Here is a 21,139-nt window from a genome sequence, read left to right as displayed (position 1 = left end):
GTCTGTCGTTTTGCAATCCATTTAAAAAATCGAACACATTACGCCACGAGGCGCCGTATCTTCTCCGGATCGGGCATGGCGGCTGGCATCAGCTCCATAATAACGAACATAGCGCTCGGAGATGCGGTCGACCGGCAGCACGATCATCACGTCGGTGGTGCCGAACGGACGGTCGACGACGGCACCTTGGCCGACCATGGCGCCGAGCCGGAGATAGCCCTTGATCAGCGGCGGCATGCCGGCGAGCGCCGAGCGCATATCCACCGCCTCGATCGGCAGTCGGTTCATGGCGACGGCCCGCTCCGGCCGCGCTTCCACCCGCCAGTCCGCGTCGGCCGAGGCATGGTGGTGCAGGAAGGACAGCGGCCGGGCCAGCGCCTCGGGATCGGTGCCTTCGAAGGAGGCGCAGCCGATCATGGCGTCGATGCCGTGGTTGAGCACATAGGCCCAGATGCCCTGCCACAGCAGCTCGACGGTGCGCTTGCTACGATAAGGCTTCATGACACAGGAACGGCCAAGTTCCAGGAACTCCAGGCCGGCATGGCGAGCCAGCAGCGGCTCGATGGCAAATTCGCCGGCCGTGTAGAAGCCGCGATGCCGCTCGGCCACGCTCTGGCGCAGCAGACGGTAGGTGCCGACGATACGCGGCCGCGCCTTGCGGAACGGCCGGATCTCGATGTCATCCTGATCGAGCACCAAGAGATGATCGCAATAGCGATCGAAGGCATCGACGTCGCGGCGGCGGAGAAAGGTGCGCGGATCGGCCGTCGCCTGCATCTCGCCGTAGAACACGCGGTAGCGCAGCGCCTGGGCGGCGCGCACCTCGGCGGTGGAACGGGCGAGCCGCACCTCCAGCGCGCCCAGGCAACCGAGCGGCGCGCCCTCGCCGGCCTTAATCCCCCTCGCATGCGTCGCCGGAAAAGTGTTGGAAAGCCCGAACATGAGAACCTCTGCCAAAGGGATTTGCTGGAAATGCTTTGAAATGCAGCCCCGCTCCTCGCACGCCGACATGTCGGCAGTCTGTCGCGCGGCAAGCTGAAGGACGTGTGACAGCCCGGCGGCAAACGGATGAGGGCTCATTCAGACGCGGACCCTATATCGGCCGCGCCGCCTCATCCTGCCTGAGGTCCTCTGCCTTCGCAGAGGAGGACAGTAAAATATATAGGAAAAACATATACATAGACCATCATTCTCCGCTTTCTCGCGCGGAAGATGGCAACCTGCGAAATTTATCTAAGTATATGTTTCTTATATATAAATTACCTGTCTTCCTCTGCGAAGGCGGAGGACCTCGGGCCGAAAAGAGCAAGGGAGGAATATAGGGCGCCCCTTGTCCTTGGAGCCCTATGTGCGCCGGGCCGAAAAAATGCCGGAAACCCGGTTGTCTGGATTTTTTGCAAGGCTGCCGCCATGAAGAGCCGCTAGAGAGAATCCGAGCGGGGACTCAAGGAAACGCATTGATGCGCGTGTTGCTGGTCGAAGATGAGCCGGAGATGGCCTCGGCGTTGCGCGCGGCGCTCACCCGGCACGACATGATCGTCGACCACGCGCCCAACCTGTTCGAGGCCGAGGCCATCGCCGCGCTGGGCGGCTATGACGCCCTGGTGCTCGACCGTCAGCTGCCGGATGGCGATGGCCTCACCCTGATCCCCAAGCTCCGGGCGCGCGGCAATCTGGTGCCGGTGCTCGTCCTCACGGTGCGCGGCGATGTCGCCGATCGCGTCGCGGGGCTGGACCGGGGGGCCGACGACTATCTGGCCAAGCCCTTCGCCTTGGAGGAGTTCCTGGCCCGGCTGCGCGCCCTCATGCGCCGGCCGGCCAACGTGCAATCCGATAAGGTCCGCGCCGGTCGCCTGTCCTTCGATTTCGTCAACCGCGAGGCCAGCGTCGGCGATGTCGTTCTCGACCTGACGCGGCGGGAAATCCTCGTCCTCGAAGCGCTGCTGCGCCGGATGGGCCGCATGGTGCCGCGCGCGTTACTGATGGAGGCGGTGTTCTCGTTGGACGACGAGGTCCAGCCCAACGCCTTGGATACCCAGGTGTCGCGCCTGCGCCGTAAACTGACCGAGGCCGACGGCGGCGTCACCATCAACGGCGTGCGCGGCGTCGGCTATCTCCTCAGGGAAACGCAATGACCCCTTGGCGTCCCAAGTCCCTCAAATGGCGCCTCGTCGGCCGTCTCGCCGTCATGCAGGCCATCATGCTGCTTCTGCTCGCGACGGTCATTCTGGTCGTCGTCGGTTCCCTGTGGCGGAGCGGCATGCTGGGCGAGCGTTATCAATTCAGCACCATCGACGTGCTCGCCGAAGCGGTCGAGCGCGACGCCCTGGGCGATCTGACGCTGCGGCCGACACCCGAGTTGATCCGTCTGCGGGCGGAGAAGCCCGATCTCTGGTTCATCCTGCGCGACGCCCAAGGCCGGCGCCTCACGGAGGGAACCCCGCCGCCCGAGGTGGCGCCGATCGTCGATAGGCTCGATCGTCTCGGCGAGGCCAGCATTCGCTCGTCCCCGGACGACACCACGCCGATCGGCATCGTAAGATGGGTCGACACCCAAGCCGGCCGGCTGCAGATGCTGACCCCGGCCAGCGGCCGCGCCTCGGTGCGCAAGGTCATCGCCACGGCCGAGCCGCTGTTCCTCAACGTCGCGCTGCCGATCATCGGGCTGATGGCGCTCGCCACCCTCCTGGTCACGCCCTTCGTGGTGCGCCGCGCCATGGCCGGATTGGGACAGGCCGCCGCCGACGCCGAGCGCATCGACATCGACCGCAGCGGCGTGCGCCTGTCCATGGACAAGGTGCCGGCCGAGGTGGTGCCCTTCGTCAACGCGGTCAACCACGCGCTCGACCGCCTCGACAAGGGCTACGAAGGGCACAAGCGCTTCCTGGCCGACGCCGCGCATGAACTCAGAACCCCCATCGCCATCCTGACGACGCGCATCGCCTCGCTTTCCCCCGGACCGGAGCGGACGCGCCTTCTCGAAGACACCACGCGCCTGACCATATTGACCGGCCAGCTCCTCGACCTGCAGCGCCTCGACCAGCGGGAAATCGCCCTCGCGCCGGTGGATCTCGTCGCCATCGCCGAGCGGATCGTCCTCGACATCGCGCCGCTGGCGTTCGCCGCTGGCTACGAGATGACGCTGGAGCCGGAGGCCGAGCACGTCGTGATCTCCGGCGACGAAACGGCGCTCGACCGTGCCTTGGCCAATCTCATCCAGAATGCCATCGACCATGGCGGCCGGCGCGGCACCATCATGATCCGCGTCGCCCGCGCCGGCTGGATCGAAGTCTGCGACGAGGGCGACGGCATTCCGCCGGCCGAGCGCGAACAGATCTTCGAACCCTTCTACCGCCTCCGGCAGGGCGGGCGCGGCGCCGGCCTCGGCCTTGATCTGGTGCAGAAGATCATGCGGCTGCACGGCGGCCACATCGAAGTGGTCATCGGGCCGACCAAGGGCGCCTGCCTCAGAATGGTGTTTCCACTGCCCACCACAGCCTAACGCCAATCAGGCTGCCTATTCACACTCGAACGACGGCTGCCTGAAGCTCGTCACGTACCATTCGGCGCCGGAGAAGCGGGTGTAGAACGTGTAGTAGCATGCGGTCTGCTGGAGATAGCCGGGGGTCTCGGTCGCTTCGTAGCGCTCGCCATGCCGTGTCCGGCGCGTCTCGCCGGACGTACTGCCGGAGACGACCTGCGTCTTGTCCTGGCGCCACTGATAGGCCCGTTCGCCGGGGCGCATATCGTAGACGTTGTCGGGCGGGCCGTAGTCCAGCATGACGCTGTTGATCGGCGCGCCGATGTAGCTCTTCATGATCTGCGAGGCACAAGCCGTCAGCAGCAAGAGCGCGGCGAGCCCGATCGCGGAAAAGACGAGCTTCTGTTTCAGTCTACCTGGTGTCGTGGTCATTTAGGGGCCTTTCCCTGTGTTTTCAGGGCCTAGGCCTATGGTGCTCGGGTTACGGCAGCATTGCGCCAAATGGCCTCAATGCTATTTGGAATTTTCAGCCTTTCCCTTGTGACCGGGTGCCAAAACTTCGGGCGGCATCAGCGCTTTCAGGAGCAGGTTGGCGGCGGGGACGGATGCGCCATCGCCGGTGAGGGCGACCGCGACGATGGCCTTGTCGGCCGGCGAATAGGCAACGACCGCGCTGGCGCCGGGCGTTCCGCCGGCGTGTCCGATCCAGCGGAGAGAGCGGGCGCCATCGGCCACATCGAACACCATGAGGCCCAGCCCATAATAGGTCCCCGGATCGTACATCGGGTAGAGCGTCCGGGCCATCTCGCGCACCGTGCGCTCCGGCAACAGACGTCCGCCGAGCAAGGCCGCCCAAAAGCGGGTCATGTCGGCGGCGGTGCTGACGATGGGACCGGCGGCCCCGGCCCAGCTTGGGTCCATGGGCTTTTCAATCGCCGTCACCAGCGGCGCGACGCCGGCCGATCCACGGCCCGGCGCCAGGGCGCGCATCGAGGTGAGCCCAAGCGGGGTGATGATCCGCGCGGTGATCGCGTCATCGATCGAGCGATGATCGATCTGCCGGACGATTTCGCCCAGCAGATCGTAGCCGGTGTTGGAATAGTGCCAGTTTTCACCGGGGCAAAAAATGGCCCCATGCCGGCGCGCCACCGCAAGGTTGGCGGCCGGATCGCGATAGCGCGGATCGGCATGCACCTTGAAATCCTCATTGGCGCTGAACAGGCCGCCGGTATGGGCGAGCAAGTCACGAACCGTCGCCACATCGCCATTCGGCACGTCCGACACCCAGCGCGAGACCGGATCGTCAAGGGAGAGTTTGCCCTCCCTCACCATTTGCAGGATGACGACCGCCGTGAAGGTCTTGCCAACGCTGGCCCAAAACAGCAGCGGCGCACCGGCCGGCGCGTCGGTCCGTTGCCACAGGCCTTTTCCCGGCATGGCGACCGCCGCCGTCATCGCCGAAGCGGCGGTGACGGTTCGAATACGCTCGTAGGCGCCATCGAGGCGACCGGTGACAGCCTCGGGCAGCGCTCGGTTGGCAATGGGGCCGATCGGTGCGATGTCGAAGGCGGCATGCAGTGGCGCGCCGGCATAGGGAGCACGGGCGGCGCATTGAACCGGCCGATAGTCCGCCGCGTGGACCGGCGTGCCGATCGCCGCGAGGATGGCAAGGGCGATGGCCGACCTGGCGATGCAACGGGACATGAGAAGCCCTCCTGGTAGACGGTAAATATTGCCGGAAAACGGGCGGGCGCTTGAGCGCATCGCATGCATTGCGATCGCTTTTCCGGTGACATCTGGTTCACCGGAAAAGCCTTGTTTCGTTGGTCCTGCGAACCGGGATGCGAGACTGGCTCCCGGTTTGGCCGAACTTCTCTAGAAGCGGTAGTTGAGGCCCGCCTTGAAGACGTGGTCCTTGACGTTGGTCCTCGATATGCCGCTTGAGGTCGTGGCCTTCATGTCGTCGGTCGCCACATAGTCATATTCGAAGCTGGCGGAGAGGCCGCCGCCAAACGCCTGCTCGACGCCGGCGCCCAAAAGATATCCCTGCTTGAAACCGTCCGACACGTAGGTTCCGCCGCCGCCCTTGAGATTGGTCATGGTGAGGCCGGCGGTGCCGTAGACGAGCGTGTGGTCGAGGCTGATACCCGCCCTGGCCTTGGCCGCGCCGCGATAGTGCTCCTGCACCTTGCCGCCGGGAACACCGTGCTCGGCGTTGCCAAGATAGCTTCCCTCGACCTCGACACCCAGAACGGCGGGACCGGTCTGAAAGTTGTAACCCGCGTGAATGCCGCCCAACAGCGCCTTGTCGCCCGACAGCGGGTTGGCATGCGAGGTGGTGGCGCCGCCATGGACGCCGACATAGGCGCCATCCCATTTGAACGGTGCCGGCGCATCGTAGGAGGGGACATTTATCCCGCCCGGGTTGGAAATATCGGCGGCCGACGCGTTGCCGGCGATGAGGCCCGCGACGCCCACCACGATGACCACCGCTTTTGCATTGAAAGACATTGACCGCTCCATGACATGCACCCCGCGTGTTTGGATCATCCGCGGGCAAATGGGTTGTTTGAAAAGCCGCCTCGGCGGCCCGCTTCTCTCCGATGACGTGACAGTTGCCATCGGCAGATGAGGCTCATTTTGCCGGCGGAGATTGCGTCTACATTGCGCGGCGGAATAATAAGAATAAAATTGTCAGCAAGTATTGAGGGCTATCTCGCCCTTCATTAATGATTTTTTAGTATATTACCGATCGAGCCGCTAAGAAAAACCAGGCGAAAACAGGCCCCACCCTGCGGCGCATCTATGACCGACACGCTGCCGCCGTGGCGTTGCATGATATCGCGCACCAGATTGAGGCCAAGCCCCGCGCCGCGAGTCCGGGGGTGCAGGCGATGGAACGGCTCGAAAATCCGCTCCCGTTCGTCGGCGGGCACGCCCGGCCCCTCGTCGCTGATTTCAATGATGGCGGGCGTTGCCACTCTGATCAGGATGGTTCCACGCCCGCCGCCATGTTCGATGGCATTCTGGACGATATTGGTCAGCACCCGCTGCAAGGCACCGCTGTCGGCCCGGATGATGATCTCCTTCGCCGCCACCTCCAGCGACAGCTCGTAGCCATGGGCGATGGCGAGCGGGGCAAGGTCGGCGGCGGCTTCGCGACAGAGCCCCACCAGATCGACGTCGGCGAAGCTGTGGCCGCTGCTATCCAGGCGCTGCAGATCGAGCAGTTGCTCGGCCAGCGAGGCGATACGCCAGGCATCGGCCAACAGATGCGTCCTGAGCTGGCTTTCCGGGATGCCTTCCACCCGCGTCTGCAGGATGGCGACGGGCGTGCGCAGTTCGTGAGCGGCATCGAGGATGAAGCGCTGATGCCGCTCGTATCCTTCATCCAGCCGTTGCAGGGCGCCGTTGACCGCGTTGACCAGCGGCCGCACCTCATTGGGCACTTCCTCCAGCGGCAGGCGATAGCCGCGCCGGTCGATATCGATGGCTCCAGCTTCCCGGGCAATGCTGGACAGACTGGAGAAAGCCCGCCGCACGATCCACGGCACGCCGATGATCGTCACCGCCGCCAGCAACATGAGGATGGGCACCATCAGCAGATTGGACAGAAACAGGACGACGAAGGTGGTGCTGAACAGATTGCCCTTGCCGAGCACGGTGAACTCGCCGGCCGGACCGGACGCCCGCCGCACCACGGCGAGGTTGGAAAAAGGCCACGTCGTGTCGCGGATATCGGCGAAGGTGATCTTGTCGAGGTTGCGCGCCATGACGGCGAAGAGTTCGGGAACCGTGCCCGTCTCAACGATCTCGCCGCGATCGCTGCGCGCGACGAACCAGAAATCGCCGGTCATCCGCTTGAGCTTGGCCAACTCGGGCGTCTCGTTGAGCCGCAGGCTGCCGTCCGCCTGCCGTTCGATGGCGCGCGCCGCCACCTCGGCGAATTGTGGGCTGATCAGCACGCCGCCCTCGTCCTTCTGGACGAGATAGGCCACGAAGCCGATGCCGAACAGGAAGAGAATGCTGACCTGAAAGATGAGGAACTGGACGATGAGGCGCCGTTTCAGCGATATCGGTCGACGCGGTTTCATAGCGCCGGCCTGATCAGATAACCGACGCCGCGAATGCCGTGGATCTCGACCTCGGCCTCGGCATCCATCAGTTTTCGCCGCAAGCGCGATATGTGCGAATCCAGCGCATTGGACTGGATCTCGTCATCGAACGTATAGACCGCCTCCTCCAGCACGCTGCGCAGAACGGTCCGCCCTTGCCGACGGACCAGCGTTTCCAGCACGAGCAATTCGCGCCGTGGCAGATCGAGCAGGGTGCCGTCGATGCGCGCCTCGCGATTGTCGAGGCTGAACTCCAGCCGCCCGACACGCGCCACCATCGGCACCACCTTGGCCGGGCGGCGCATGACGGCCCGGATGCGCGCCAACAGCTCCTCCACCGCGAACGGCTTGGTGAGATAATCGTCGGCGCCGACGTCAAGGCCGTTGACGCGGTCTTCGATCGAGCCGCGCGCCGTCAGCACGATCACCGGCGTGGTGTCGCGGGTTCCGCGAAGATGGGTGAGAAAGGCCAGTCCATCGCCGTCCGGAAGCTGCAGATCCAGCAGAATGATATCGTGCAGGCTTTGGGCGATGGCCTCCCGCGCATAGGCGAGCGTCGGCGCATGATCGACGATGATGTCGAAGCGGTGCAGCGCCGTGGCCAGCGCATCCGCCATCTGCGGTTCGTCTTCAACAAGCAACAGGCGCATGTCTTCCCCACTTCGCCGTGAGCGCTATGCGGCGAACATTGCAGCAGCATTGCGCCTGACGGCAAATTGGGAAGATCGGCGTTGAAAGCCTTCCCGGAGATATCCCCGGAAAGGCGAGCGGCATCAAAGCGCCGCCAGATCCTTCATGAAGGTCTCGACCGACACCTTCAGGCTCGCCGCCTTCTGCGACAGCCCGTTCGACATGGTCATCAGCTGGGTGGAGGCCGAGCCGGTCATTTCCGCCGCCTGCCCAACGCCGGAGATGTTCTGGGTCACCTGGGTGGTGCCGGTCGCCGCCTGCTGGCAGTTGCGGGCGATCTCGTCGGTGGTGGCGCCCTGCTGCTCGATGGCGCTGGCGATCGCCGCCGATGCGTCCTTGATGCCGCTGATCGTCTTGATGATCTCCGACATCGACGACACCGTGCCGTCGGTCGCCGTCTGGATCTCCGACACCTTGACCTCGATCTCGCCCGTTGCCCTGGAGGTTTGATCGGCCAGCTGCTTCACTTCGGCCGCGACGACTGCAAAGCCCTTGCCAGCCTCACCGGCCCGGGCAGCCTCGATGGTGGCATTCAGCGCCAGAAGGTTGGTCTGGTCGGCGATGCCCCTGATAAGGTTGATCACATCGCCGATGGCGGCGGCGGCTGTGGCCAGTGTAGCGATCCGCGCGTTGGAAGCCTGCGCCTCGCGATAGGCGCTGTCGGCGATCGCCGCCGAATGGGTGACCTGGGTGGCGATTTCGCGCACCGACACGGCCATTTCCTCCGACGCGGCGGCCACCGTCTGCACGTTGGCGGCGGCTTCCTCGGCGGCGGCGGCCACGGCCTGCGCCTGGCGGGCCGTTTCCTCGGCGGTCGCCGACAGGCCACGGGCGTTGTCGGCTACTTCGTCCGACGTCTGGGCGAAGACGCTGGCCATGCCCTGCATCTCCGTCACGAAGCGCGTGCCCACATCGTTGCGGTGGATCATCTTCTGGCTGGCCACTTCCTCGGCCTTGCTGTGCTCTTCACGAACCGCCTTGGCCCGTTGAAGATCGGCCCTCAGCTTCAACAGCGCGCCGGCGATGGCGCCGATCTCGTCCTTGCGGTCGGTATGCGGCACATCGATGCTCAGTTCGCCACGCCCCAGCGATTCCATCACCTTGAGCGAATCCTTGACCGGGCCGACGATCGACCGGCGCGTGACCAGGATCGCCAGGCCGATCACGAAGAGCGAGCTGAGGATCATCGTGATCCCAGCCGTCAACTCCGCGTGGTAGGCGACGACGTCGGCCGACTTGTCGAGCTTGTCCTTCTCGGCAATCAGCGCGTCATTGAAAACGACGGCCTTGGCAATCGCCGCGTCGATTTCCGGGACGCAAATCCCCTGCATCGTCTTGGCAACCGGCGCGCCCGCCTTCACCTGATCGACCGCCCCTCGGCAGACGGCGTTGATGGCATTTTTCGCCTTGCTCAGCACGTCGGCGATTTCGCCGGCCCCTTGCGGATAAGCCTGGGCGGCGATGCCGTTCTGCTTTTCGTAGCTGGCCATCGCCTCGGTGATGGTGCCCTCGGCCGAATGGCTCTCGTCCGCGGTCGTGGCAGTCGCCAGCCCCCAGACCCCAGTCTCCGCCTGCCTGAGATCGCGACTGCTCCGCGCCAAAGCCGTAGCGGCGGCGGCGGGGCCTTCGAGGATCTCCGTATTGATCGTGTTGACGGTGTCGATCTGCACCCCGGCGTAGACGATCACCCCGAACGAAACGGCGGCTAGCAACGCCAGAAGGCAAATAACTTTCCACTGCAGGGCAAGATTTCTAAATGACACGACACACGCTCCCCGGCGGCGAACACGACTCCGCCAAGCAAGCAGCTAGCCTTAGCGTGTTAAATAAAACGTAAAACTCATCGGCAATATCTGCCGTCCAGTTCGTTTTATTCAGAATGCCTATTGTATTTCTTGCAAGCCAATGATCGGCACAACCTGCGGGCCGTCATTGGGCCATCGACCGTGCCAACCAGGAGGTGCTGATCAAATGGAGACTTGGCCCGGTCTCTCAATCGCCCAGCGACTGCTGCTCGCGCGCGATTGCGCAGGCAATGGAGTGGGTCAGCTTCAACATAAGCTGCCGGGCTCGAAGGCCTTGCTTGGAGTTGACGGGGTAGCTTTCGATCAAGGCGAGAGCCTCGCTGTATAAATCGGCGTAATGGGCGATGAGGTCCGACTCCATCGTCGCCTTGATCAAGTCGAATTCACGAGAAAAATTCTCAAGCGCCCGCGAAAGCAGGGCCTCGGCATGGCCGAAAAGTCGATCCCGGCTCTCCCCGGAGATCGGCAAGTGCGTGACTGACATCCTGTGGTCCTATGTTTCGACCGATAGGCATGGGCGAGGCCCGGTCAGCCGGCCCGATGAGAGGTTTCACCGCCTCCCCAAGATTCACGCCAGGCCACAGCGTGGCTCCCGAGGAGGCGGATCGCCCGGCCGTCAGACGGCGGCCAGGTCCGTGACGAAGGTTTGCACCGCGCCCTTCAGGCTCGCCGCCTTCTGCGACAGGCCCGACGACATGGTCATCAATTGGGTGGAGGCCGAACCGGTCATTTCCGCCGCCTGTCCGACGCCGGAGATGTTCTGCGTCACCTGCGTGGTGCCGGTCGCCGCCTGCTGGCAGTTGCGGGCGATTTCCTCGGTGGTGGCGCCCTGCTGCTCGATGGCGCTGGCGATCGCCGCCGATGCGTCCTTGATGCCGCTGATCGTCTTGATGATCTCCGACATCGACGACACCGTGCCGTCGGTCGCCGTCTGGATCTCCGACACCTTGACCTCGATCTCGCCCGTTGCCCTGGAGGTTTGATCGGCCAGTTGCTTCACTTCGGCCGCGACGACTGCAAAGCCCTTGCCAGCCTCACCGGCCCGGGCAGCCTCGATGGTGGCATTCAGCGCCAGAAGGTTGGTCTGGTCGGCGATGCCCCTGATCAGGTTGATCACATCGCCGATGGCGGCGGCGGCTGTGGCCAGCGTGGCGATCCGCGCGTTGGAGGCCTGCGCCTCGCGATAGGCGCTGTCGGCGATCGCCGCCGAATGGGTGACCTGGGTGGCGATTTCGCGCACCGACACGGCCATTTCCTCCGACGCGGCAGCCACCGTCTGCACGTTGGCGGCAGCCTGCTCGGCGGCGGCGGCCACGGCCTGCGCCTGGCGCGCCGTTTCCTCGGCGGTCGCCGACAGGCCACGGGCGTTGTCGGCCACTTCGTCCGATGTCTGGGCGAACACACTGGCCATGCCCTGCATATCCGTCACGAAGCGTTCGCTCAGATCGTGCCGGCGAACCATCTTCTGGCTGGCCGCTTCGTCCGCCCTGTTCTGCTCTTGCCGCGCGATGTGCGCCTGATGAAGATCGGCCTTGAGTTTCAACAGCGCACCGGCGATCGCTCCCACCTCGTCCTTGCGGTCGGCATAGGGAACGTCGGTGCCGAGCTCGCCCCGGCCGAGCGCCTCCATCACCTTGAGAGACCCGTTGATCGGGCCGACGATGAACCGGCGCGTCACGAGGATCGCCAGGCCGATCACCAGAAGGCTGGACAGCACCATCACCACGGTGGCGGTCAGTTCGGAATCCAGGGCAACCGCGTCGGCCTCTTTGGCCAGCCGGGTCTTCTCGGCGATCAGTTGTTCGTTGAAGGTGATGGCCTCGCCGATCGTGGCATCGATCTCGGCCACGCAGATATCCTGCATGGTCTTGGTGGCCGGCGCACCCGCCTTGACCTTGTCGATCCCCTGTTGGCAGACGACGCTGACGGCGGCTTTCGCTTTTTGGAGAATGGCGGCGATTTCACCGGCACCAGACGGGTAGGCCTGGGCGGCAATGCCATTCTGCTTTTCGTAACTCTCCATCGCCTTGCCGATTGTCGCCTCGGCGGCCGAGGTCTCGTCCGCCGTGGTGGCGATCGCCAGTGCCCAAAGCCCCGTCTCCGCCTGCCTGAGGTCACGGCTGGTGCGTGCCAGCGCCGTGGTCGCCGCGGCGGAACCGTCGATGATTTCGTTATTGATGGTGTTGACGTGGTCGATCTGTGTCGCGGCGTATACAACCACGCCCAATGCAACCAGAGCCAAAACCACAAGCAAACAAATTATCTTTAGCTGAAGAGATAGATTTTTGAATGACACAGGTCGTCCCCCCAAGGCGTTTTTCAACTGAATGACTATCGACGTACTTAAGATCCATATTGCGAACAGAAGACATCGACGATCTCCCCGTCGAGTTTTCCGGCGCGCGCCATTTCCCGCAAAATGTGCAAAGCGTCTTGCGTATGCATGGCCACCCGATAGGGCCTGTCCTCGGTCAGCGCGCAGAACACGTCGCACACGCTGACGCAGCGGGCCCGCCAGGAGATCTGCGGGGCGGTCAGACCCAGCGGATAGCCGGAGCCATCCAGGCATTCATGATGGTGGCGGATGATGTCGAGAACGGCGGACCAGCCGAAAACCCGCTTGTCGGCCACGCTTTCATAGCCAACTTCCGGATGGGTCCGTATTGTCTCGAATTCGCTGTTACGAAGACTTTCCGGCTTCTGCAGAATGGAGATCGGCACCCATAGCTTTCCAATGTCGTGCAGCAGCGCCCCGACGCAAAGAATGGCGTATTCCCCCGCCTCAACGTTCATTTTCCTGGCGATACGCACGGCAAAGCTCATCGTCCGCAGCGAGTGCGAGAAGGTGAAAGCCGAGTGGAGGCGAAGCTCCGTCACCAGCGGCAAGACGCCGGCATCCCACAGATAGCGATGAACCAGCCCGATGGTCGCCTCATCGCAGCCACTGCGTGCCAGGGCGGAATGGACGAGCAGCGCTGTTCTTTTTTCGGGGAAGCTCATTTGCCCCAGCAGGGGAGCATGATCGTAAGCGGCGCTCGTCCGCGAAGGAAAGGGCAGACGATCACCCGCAACATTCGTCTCGTCATTTGCAAAATGCCGCATGGATCAGTTGCCCCCAACCTTTCCACCCCGCGCAGCGATTAAATCGATCCACAGCGGCGGCAAAAGTTGACTAGAAAGACCGAAATTTTCCGAGCACCCCACCCCGAACCACGCCGACAAAGTCGATGGACTCGACAACACACGGCCTGTTCAGCGCAACGGCGCACGACCAGCTCAGCGAGAGACAGAGATACGGGGACCACCGCCCCACACTTCGCCCCGCCTTTATCCCCAATCTGAAAATATGGGAGAATTTGCTATGTTATTGCTAATGCGCATTTTGTGCAGCACGTCGCATTTTGTACTGATGCGCATCGCCACAGAAGCCGCTTTGACAGCGCTATGTTCAACCTAGCCGCGAGAGAACTAATGGCTTTTCCCGCCAAAACTTCTAATCGCTCCGTGTATTGAGCGATTAAAAAGGGGAAATTGGAAACTCCTGGTAGAGTGTATCCGGGTCTGTAATTGAAAAATTTCATGCGCTGCACCTGCCTTGACACCCGCTATGCATCGCCTTTTTTATCAAACACATATGAATTCTCGAATCACACCAAGAGGAGGCAAGGACCCGGCCATTTTTGCCACCCTTATCTGATATTCGAGTGTTAGTATGATTTATAATACTTATTAGATCAAAAATGCGGTGAGACATGGGCAGCATAAACCGAGAGTCCGGCCTGAAGAGCTTTAAAAGCATTTATCAAAATGTTGATGAACTGAAATATATTCTAGAGAATATTTATGGCTCCAAGGTTGAAATAGAGGGTGCGCCCAATACCGGTTTCAGTTTCAAAACATCCAACTTTGGAGACGATGCTTTCTCGCTCAGCGACGCCGATTTGAGCGGCGGCGAGAGTTATTCGATGAAGTCCGACAACGATGACATTCTCATCAAAACCCGGTCGCGCGGTGGGTTCGACATTCAGACCAAGAGCGGCGATTATCAACTCGGCCAGAGCGTCGGCTTTGTCTTTACGCCCAACCACGCTTTCCGCTATGCGACGGCAAAATCGACCGCGATGTCGGAGATCAAAATCAAAAGATCGATCTTCGATGCGACGGTTCAAAAATACACTGAAAGCAACCCCAGCGGTTGGTCGGGTATCGTCCGTTTCTCAACCGGCGATGGTTTTGGCCATCTCATGCAGGCCCTCGCCAATCGATACCGGGAAAATTTCGCCGGCCAGGCGGAGTATACTTATTCCGAAACAAGCCTGCGGCTTATCCAGGACGCCGCCATCGTCGCCATCGCCGAGCTGCTCGCTGCCGGGCTCGATCGGGGGACGGTCGAGAAAGTCACCGTATCCAAGCGCAACGTCATGCGCGCCGTCGACCTGATCAACGTGCAGACGGTGCCGCTGACCATCCACGACCTCGCCACCGCCCTCGGCATCAGCGTGCGTGCCCTGCAGGACGGCTTCCGCAAGCACCTCAACGCCTCGCCCCATACGCTGCTGAAAACCGGCCGCATCGAGGGCGCGCGACGCGACCTGATTTCCGGCAAGGCGACTTCCATCAAGGACGCGGCGGCCAAGTGGGGCTTCAGCAACATCGCCAGATTCAGCAACGAATATTACGCGATCGTCGGTGAGTGCCCCAAGGAAACGATGCGCATCTGGCGCGACGGCGACGACTGACGGTGCTGTCGGACCTCATCGCGCTGCTGATCGATCGGAAGGCGGGGTTGGGTTGGGCGGGGCGATCGATATATCCCGCTCGCCCCACCGTCCTGAGATCCTCTGCCTGCGCAGAGGAGGACAGTTTATATATTTGTTTTCATTAATATAAATCTGTCTTCCTCTGCGCAGGCAGAGGACCTCAGGCCGAAAAGAGCGGAACGCCAATATAGGTCTCCCACCCCTCCGGCCCGACGATCAAAGCCGCTCCAGCCAGCCTCTCACGTCTCAAGAATTGACGCGCCATTGCTGGCAATGATCCGCCGATAGTGGTGGAAGCTCTTCTTGCGGCGGCGCTGGAGGGTGCCCTTGCCGTCGTTGTCCTTGTCGACGTGGATGAAGCCGTAGCGCTTCTTCATCTCGCCGGTGCCGGCGCTGACGATGTCGATCGGGCCCCACCAGGTGTAGCCGATGACGCCGCAGCCGTCGGCGATCGCCTCGGCGAGTTGCTGCAAATGAGCGTCGAGATAGGCGATGCGCGCGTCATCTTCGATGCTGCCATCCGGCCCGACCTCGTCGACGGCGCCAAGGCCGTTCTCGACGACGAACAGCGGCTTGCGATAGCGGTCCCACACCTCGTTGCAGACATAGCGCAGCCCCTTGGGATCGATCGGCCAGCCCCAGGCGGACGCTTCGAGGTAAGGGTTCGGCTTGCCATCGATGCCGCCGGTGTTGCCGAGAACCGGCATGCCGTCGGCAAACGTGGTGGTGAAATAATAGCTGAAGCTCAGATAGTCGGCCGGGTAGGCCCGGAGGACCTCGAGGTCGTCATTGGCGATGTCGATCCGCGCGCCGGCTTCTTCCAGCATGCGCCAGATGAAGTTCGGATATTCGCCCCTGAGCAGCACGTCGGAATAAAACAACGAACGGCGGCGCACCTGCATGGCGGCGAACACGTCTTCCGGCTTGCAGGTGGCCGGATAGATGCCGCCGAGCTGCAGCATGCAGCCCATCTGGCCGCCGGGAACCAGGTCGCGACAGGCCTTCTTGGCCAGCGCCGAGGCGACGAACTGATGATGGGCGGCCTGAAACAGCCGCGACTGCCGGTCGGCCGGGGACAGGTCGTCGTCCAGCTCCAGCGCCGCAGCGGCGAGCGGGATGACCGGCGCCATGTTGATTTCGTTGAAGCCGATCCAGTAGCGCACCTTGCCGGCATAGCGGGCGAACACCGTGCGGGCGTAGCGCTCGAAAAAGCCGATCAACCGCCGATCGGCCCAGCCGCCATAGGTCCGGATGAGATGCAGCGGCGTTTCATAGTGCGACAGCGTCACCACCGGCTCGATGCCCTTGGCGAGCAGCGCGTCGAACAGACCGTCGTAAAAGGCAAGGCCCGCCTCGTTGGGCTCGGTCTCGTCGCCGTTTGGGAAAATGCGGCTCCAGGCGATCGAGGTTCTGAGGCACTTGAAGCCCATCTCGGCGAACAGCGCCACGTCCTCGGGATAGCGATGATAGAAATCGATCGCCTCGTGTGAGGGGTAATAAGCGCCAGGGTCGACCGCCGGATCCATCTTGTCGTGCAGCAGGCCGCCGCGCGTCAGGTCGGACAGCGACAAGCCCTTGCCGCCCTCGTTCCAGGCACCTTCCGCCTGATTGGCGGCAATCGCCCCACCCCACAGGAACCCCTTGGGAAAGCTCGGTGTCGTCATTGTCGGCTGTCCTGTCATTGTCGTCATGCTGCCCACCAACCGTCAGGACGCTGCTGTAGCGTCGCCGAGGTCGGCGCCGTTGGTGGCGATCACCTGGCGATACCAGCTAAAACTGTCCTTGCGGACGCGGCGGAGATCGCGCGTGTCGGTCTCGTCGCGGTCGATGTAAACGAAGCCGTAGCGCTTCTGATATCCGTTGAGCCAACTCAGAACGTCGGTAAACGACCAGGCGCAATAGCCGAGGAGATCGACGCCATCGGTGATCGCCAGCTGGCACTGCTCGATGTGTCGGGCGAGATAGTCGATGCGGTAGGGATCGTGGATCGCGCCGTCCTCGGCGATCTTGTCGAACTCGCCCAGCCCGTTCTCGGTGATCAGCATCGGCAGGCCGTACCGGCTGTTCAGCTTGCGCAACACGATGCGCAGGCCGACCGGATCGATGGTCCAGTCCCAGTTGGTGGTGGCGACGAACGGGTTGGGGCTGGTCCGGTAGAGACCGGGAACGCCGGCGGACGGCGTGGTGCCCCGCACGCCCGTGGTGTTGAAGGCGGCCTGGGTGACCCCGTCGCGGCCGTTGGCCTCGTAACAGAACGAGAAATAGTAATTGACGCCGAGAAAGTCGGGGCGGGACCACGCCATGATCTCCGCGTCGCCGGGCCGGATGTCGGGCGCCAGGCCCTCCTCCTCCAGCCACTTGAGGGCGGCCTTGGGATAGCGCCCGAACACGTAAGGGTCGAGCCACCAATGCTGCAGGAACTCTTCGGCGTCCTCGCAGGCGAGAACATCTTCCGGCCGGCTGCTGGCCGGATAGCCGGGGAAATAGGGAAAGACAGGACCGATCAGGCCGTTGGGCACCAGCTCGCGGAAGGAGCGGATCGCCGTCGCGTTGGCAAGATGGGCGATGTGCACCGCCTGATAAAAGCGCTCAGGCGAGGAAACGCCCGGCGGATGCATGCCGAGCAGATAGGCGCGCTGGAAATCGACGCTCATCTCGTTGAGCGTGCACCAGTATTTCACGCGGTCGCCGAAGCGCTCGAACAGGATGCGCGCGTAGCGGTCGAAATCGGCGATCACCTCGCGCGATTCCCAGCCGCCATAGGCCTCCATCAGCGCCTGCGGCAGATCCCAGTGATAAAGCGTCAGCACCGGCTCGATGTTGGCGGCCTTCAGCGCGTCGATCAGCCGGTCGTAAAAGGCAAGGCCCGCCTCGTTCACCTCGCCCCGCCCATCCGGCAGGATGCGCGACCAGGCGACCGAAAAGCGATAGGCGCTGAGGCCGAGCTCGGCCATCAGCGCCACGTCTTCCTCGAACCGATGGTAGTGATCGGCCGCGATATCGCCGTTGGACCCCTTGTAGGTCTTGCCAGGAATGTGCGCGAACACGTCCCAGATCGACGGCCCCTTGCCGTCGGCATCGAAGGCCCCCTCGACCTGATAGGCCGCTGAAGCGGCGCCCCAGAGAAAGCCCTCGGGGAAGGCGGCGAGTTGTTTGTGGTCCATGCCAGCGTATCTCGGTTGTGTCCAGATGGATCGGGAGAGCCGGCCGCCAAAGGCCTGGTTGCCCCGGCTGCCGGCTCGCGCCTTTCCCCCCGGAAGGCGATGCCTCCCGGGGGTCTTTGGTTGGCGGCTTACCGCTCGTCGGCCGGGAGGCCGAACAGATAGGTGCCGATGCTGGCAATCGAGAAGGAGACCAGCGCGCCGATCGCCGCGCCGATCACCGAGCCGTCGATACCGGTCGTCGGAATGAACGAGATGAACGACACCACGGAGGGCAGCAGGAAGGAGAAGGCGACCGTGTGGCTCGCCCCCACGATGGCGCTGCCGATGGCGCCGCCGACGCAGCCGCAGATGAACGGCATCTTGCGCGCCAGCGTGACGCCGTAGATCGCCGGCTCGGTGATGCCGAACACACCGGCGGCAAAGGCGGAACCGGCCATTGCCTTGAGCTTGACGTCCCGGGTCCGCATGAAAACGCCGGCCGTGGCGCCAACCTGCCCCAATACGGCGGGCATGAGCAGCGGCAGCAGCGTGTCCTGGTGAAACGCTCCGAGATTGTTGAAGATGATCGGAACGAAGCCCCAATGCAGCCCGAAGATGACGAACACCTGCCAGCAAGCGCCCATGACGGCGCCGGCAAGAATGGAGCTCGCCCCATAGATCGCCAGATAGGCCGACGCCAGCGCCGAGCCGATGGACGTGGCGGCGGGCCCGATGACCAGGAAGGTCGCCGGCACCACCACAACGAGGCAGACGAAGGGCGTCAGGAAGTTGCGCACCGCGCTCGGGAAGATCCGATCGAGCACGACTTCGAACTTGGACAGCACGAAGGTGGCGAGAATGATCGGGATGACCGAGCCGGAATAGTTGATCAGAACCAGGGGCAAGCCGAGGAAGGTCGGACTGCCGCCCGTTTTGGCCAGCTCGATGATCGACGGATAGATCAGCGCGGCGCCGACCATCATCCCCAGGAAGATGTTGCCGCCGAACTTCTTGGCGCTGGTGTAACCGATCACCACCGGGAAGAAGTAGAAGATCGCATCGGCGGCGGCGTAGAGGATCTGATAGGTCGCCGTCGTGTCCTGGATGTAGCCAAGAATGAGCAGCAGCGCCAACAGGCCCTTCAGGATACCCGAGGCGCCAAGGATGCCGAGAAACGGCGCGAAGATGGCGGAGACGATATCGACGAACGCGCCCTTGGGCTTTTTCGCCGGCTTGGACGAAGCCGCCTCGGCGCCCAAAGCGGACGCGTTGGCAACCGGCGCCTCGGCCTGCATGAGCTTTTCGACTTCCTCGTAGACCTTGCCCACCGTGTTGCCGATGACCACCTGGAACTGGCCGCCGGCCTCCACAAGCGCCAGGACGCCGTCCGTGGCCTTGACCCCGTCTCGATTGGCCTTGGCCCCGTCTTTCAGGTTGAAGCGTAGTCGGGTTGCGCAGTGGACGAGAGAAGCGACGTTCTGACTGCCTCCGACCCCGGCAAGTATCTGTTCTGCAAGCTGACGATTGTCCATTGGTTTACTCGCACCGCAAGGGGGCACGGTTCCTCCAGGCGTCACTCCCCCCGAATGCAAGCGACGTCCGCGCACCCATCGGCAGATGAGTGCGTGTTTATGTCCTCTGTTGCTCCCTCAGATCGCAGCCGGATCAGCTTCAGACGTGATAACGCTGTCAAACTGATCGCCTCATTGGCGCCACGAAACGACGAGATACAAACCAGAAGTTATCTCCGGATGATTCTTTTATCGTATTGATAAACGATACTTTTTAAAGATTCCCCTGCAAGACCCCCTCTTGAAAGGCAAGATATTTACGCTTGAGAACGTTGTCAAGAATTGTCACACTCAGGACGGCCGGGTAGGTGATGACCCCGAGCACCAGAGAGGTATCGCGACCGCGATGCATCAGCCATTCTTCGTTTTTCCCCGGCAAGGGTATAGTGTTGGCGTCCAATTCAGGCCGCCACCGCTTCCCGGCGGCGGCGGACGGCGCGGGCCAGAAAAACCAGCCGGCGGACGACGCCCCGCCAAGGAGTTGTTGGGCTTATGAGTGACAGCAGACCGGCGCCGACAGGACAGACGACGCTCTCGCAAGTCGCCGATCTCGCGGGCGTGTCGACCAGCACCGTTTCTCGCGTCGTCAGCAAGAAAGGCCGGGTTTCCGAGGAAAAGAAACAGGCCGTGGAAAGAGCGATCGAACAGCTCAACTTCACGCCGAATGCCTTGGCCCAGGGACTGAAGCGCGGACGCTCGATGACCATCGGCGTTGTCACGCCGCTGATGGTCGGCAACTCGTTCAGCGACACGCTGTATGGAATCGACAAGGAACTGTCCGAGTGTGGCTACGCCGCGCTGATCGTCGTCAGCCATTTCGACAAGAGCGAGGAGATGGACAGCATCCGCCTTCTGCTGTCGCGACGGGTCGACGGAATCATCATCCTGTCCTCGTCGACACCGCTTGAGAACGTTGCCACGTTTGCCCACCAGGTGCCGATCCTCACCTTCGGTCAGGTTCCCAACGAGCCCAACGCCCTGGGCATGACCATCGACAACGAGCGCGGCGGCTATCTGGCAACCCGCCACCTGATCGAGCAGGGGCACCGCCACATCGCCCACATCACCGGCCCAATCCAGCGCGACAGCGCGATCCGCCGTCTTTCCGGCTACCGGCAGGCGCTGGTGGAAGCCGGCATCGGCTTTGACCCTCGCCTGGTGGTCGAAGGCGACTACATAGAGCTGAGCGGGGTGGCGGCGGTGGCGCAGCTGTTCGAACGCGGCGCGGCCTTCAGCGCGATTTTCGCGGCCAACGACCAGTCGGCGAGCGGTGCCCTGCTCGCCCTGCACCGGCGGGGCATTCGCGTGCCGGACGACGTCTCCCTGGTCGGTTTCGACGACACGCGGGCCGGCCGCTATCTGGTGCCGCCCCTGACCACCGTGCATGTGCCGCTGTTCGAGATGGGCCAGCTCGCCGCGCGCGGCATTCTCGACCTTATCGAGAACCGGACGCCGTCCATCGCGCTGCCGCCCTTGAAACTGATCATTCGGGAATCGACGGCCCGCGCCTGAGAGCCTGCCGCGAAATTCTACTGGGGCGGGCATCTAGCTTAGTCTTCTGCGCTTCCGGTGCT

The 21,139-nt window shown here is 63.0% G+C and carries 17 protein-coding genes; 4 read left to right on the top strand and 13 right to left on the bottom strand.

Going from position 1 to position 21,139, the window contains the following annotated elements:
• Window positions 1–21 precede the first annotated feature (21 nt).
• Window positions 22–942 carry a GNAT family N-acetyltransferase gene (locus tag AB6N07_RS07730; RefSeq protein WP_370677224.1) on the bottom strand — a complete coding sequence of 307 codons (921 nt, stop codon included), beginning with the start codon at window positions 940–942 and terminating at the stop codon, window positions 22–24.
• Between the two features lie 518 nt (window positions 943–1,460).
• Between AB6N07_RS07730 and AB6N07_RS07725 the strand changes: the two genes are divergently transcribed.
• Together AB6N07_RS07725 and AB6N07_RS07720 are read left to right on the top strand one after the other, a co-directional pair.
• Window positions 1,461–2,135, top strand: a complete 675-nt coding sequence (locus AB6N07_RS07725) for a response regulator transcription factor (RefSeq protein WP_370677223.1) — start codon at window positions 1,461–1,463, stop codon at window positions 2,133–2,135.
• Window positions 2,132–3,502 carry a sensor histidine kinase gene (locus tag AB6N07_RS07720; protein WP_370677222.1) on the top strand — a complete coding sequence of 457 codons (1,371 nt, stop codon included), beginning with the start codon at window positions 2,132–2,134 and terminating at the stop codon, window positions 3,500–3,502. Before AB6N07_RS07725 ends, AB6N07_RS07720 begins: the two co-directional genes overlap by 4 nt.
• Window positions 3,503–3,517: 15 nt before the next feature.
• On the opposite strand, the gene AB6N07_RS07715 is transcribed toward AB6N07_RS07720, so the two are convergent.
• From AB6N07_RS07715 to AB6N07_RS07675, 9 genes are all read right to left on the bottom strand, one after another.
• Entirely contained in the window at window positions 3,518–3,913 is a 396-nt protein-coding gene (locus AB6N07_RS07715; protein ID WP_370677221.1) for a hypothetical protein, read from the bottom strand.
• Between the two features lie 81 nt (window positions 3,914–3,994).
• A complete protein-coding gene (locus AB6N07_RS07710; RefSeq protein ID WP_370677220.1) occupies window positions 3,995–5,185 on the bottom strand; it encodes a serine hydrolase domain-containing protein in 1,191 nt (396 codons plus the stop codon).
• 171 nt (window positions 5,186–5,356) lie between these two features.
• The gene (locus AB6N07_RS07705; RefSeq protein ID WP_370677219.1) at window positions 5,357–5,992 is read right to left on the bottom strand and encodes an outer membrane protein; all 636 of its coding nucleotides are present in this window, start codon (window positions 5,990–5,992) and stop codon (window positions 5,357–5,359) included.
• A gap of 215 nt (window positions 5,993–6,207) precedes the next feature.
• Window positions 6,208–7,575, bottom strand: a complete 1,368-nt coding sequence (locus tag AB6N07_RS07700; protein ID WP_370677218.1) for a sensor histidine kinase — start codon at window positions 7,573–7,575, stop codon at window positions 6,208–6,210.
• Window positions 7,572–8,246 carry a response regulator transcription factor gene (locus AB6N07_RS07695; protein WP_370677217.1) on the bottom strand — a complete coding sequence of 225 codons (675 nt, stop codon included), beginning with the start codon at window positions 8,244–8,246 and terminating at the stop codon, window positions 7,572–7,574. Before AB6N07_RS07695 ends, AB6N07_RS07700 begins: the two co-directional genes overlap by 4 nt.
• Window positions 8,247–8,369: 123 nt before the next feature.
• On the bottom strand, window positions 8,370–10,049 hold the full coding sequence (locus tag AB6N07_RS07690; protein WP_370677216.1) for a methyl-accepting chemotaxis protein: 1,680 nt from the start codon (window positions 10,047–10,049) through the stop codon (window positions 8,370–8,372).
• Between the two features lie 229 nt (window positions 10,050–10,278).
• On the bottom strand, window positions 10,279–10,575 hold the full coding sequence (locus tag AB6N07_RS07685) for a hypothetical protein (RefSeq protein ID WP_370677215.1): 297 nt from the start codon (window positions 10,573–10,575) through the stop codon (window positions 10,279–10,281).
• A 132-nt stretch (window positions 10,576–10,707) separates the two neighbouring features.
• On the bottom strand, window positions 10,708–12,387 hold the full coding sequence (locus AB6N07_RS07680; protein WP_370677214.1) for a methyl-accepting chemotaxis protein: 1,680 nt from the start codon (window positions 12,385–12,387) through the stop codon (window positions 10,708–10,710).
• 47 nt (window positions 12,388–12,434) lie between these two features.
• On the bottom strand, window positions 12,435–13,091 hold the full coding sequence (locus AB6N07_RS07675) for an HD-GYP domain-containing protein (RefSeq protein ID WP_370677213.1): 657 nt from the start codon (window positions 13,089–13,091) through the stop codon (window positions 12,435–12,437).
• Between the two features lie 965 nt (window positions 13,092–14,056).
• On the opposite strand from AB6N07_RS07675, the gene AB6N07_RS07670 reads away from it, so the two are divergent.
• A complete protein-coding gene (locus tag AB6N07_RS07670) occupies window positions 14,057–14,830 on the top strand; it encodes a helix-turn-helix domain-containing protein (RefSeq protein ID WP_370677212.1) in 774 nt (257 codons plus the stop codon).
• 260 nt (window positions 14,831–15,090) lie between these two features.
• Here the strand turns inward: AB6N07_RS07670 and AB6N07_RS07665 are convergent, their stop codons facing one another.
• From AB6N07_RS07665 to AB6N07_RS07655, 3 genes are all read right to left on the bottom strand, one after another.
• Complete coding sequence (locus tag AB6N07_RS07665; protein WP_370677211.1) at window positions 15,091–16,542, bottom strand: glycoside hydrolase family 1 protein; 1,452 nt, start codon at window positions 16,540–16,542, stop codon at window positions 15,091–15,093.
• A 15-nt stretch (window positions 16,543–16,557) separates the two neighbouring features.
• Window positions 16,558–18,015 (bottom strand): glycoside hydrolase family 1 protein, encoded by a 1,458-nt coding sequence (locus AB6N07_RS07660; protein WP_370677210.1) that lies wholly within the window; start codon window positions 18,013–18,015, stop codon window positions 16,558–16,560.
• 128 nt (window positions 18,016–18,143) lie between these two features.
• Window positions 18,144–19,526: a PTS transporter subunit EIIC gene (locus AB6N07_RS07655; protein ID WP_370677209.1), complete on the bottom strand. Its 1,383-nt coding sequence runs from the start codon at window positions 19,524–19,526 to the stop codon at window positions 18,144–18,146.
• A gap of 531 nt (window positions 19,527–20,057) precedes the next feature.
• Here AB6N07_RS07655 and AB6N07_RS07650 point away from each other — a divergent pair.
• A complete protein-coding gene (locus AB6N07_RS07650) occupies window positions 20,058–21,077 on the top strand; it encodes a LacI family DNA-binding transcriptional regulator (protein ID WP_370677208.1) in 1,020 nt (339 codons plus the stop codon).
• The last annotated feature ends 62 nt before the right edge of the window (window positions 21,078–21,139 follow it).

This window comes from Pleomorphomonas sp. PLEO, assembly GCF_041320595.1.
In the GTDB taxonomy this organism is placed as follows: domain Bacteria; phylum Pseudomonadota; class Alphaproteobacteria; order Rhizobiales; family Pleomorphomonadaceae; genus Pleomorphomonas.
Note: the sequence above shows the minus strand (reverse complement) of the source record. Positions and strands in the feature narration are given on the sequence as shown.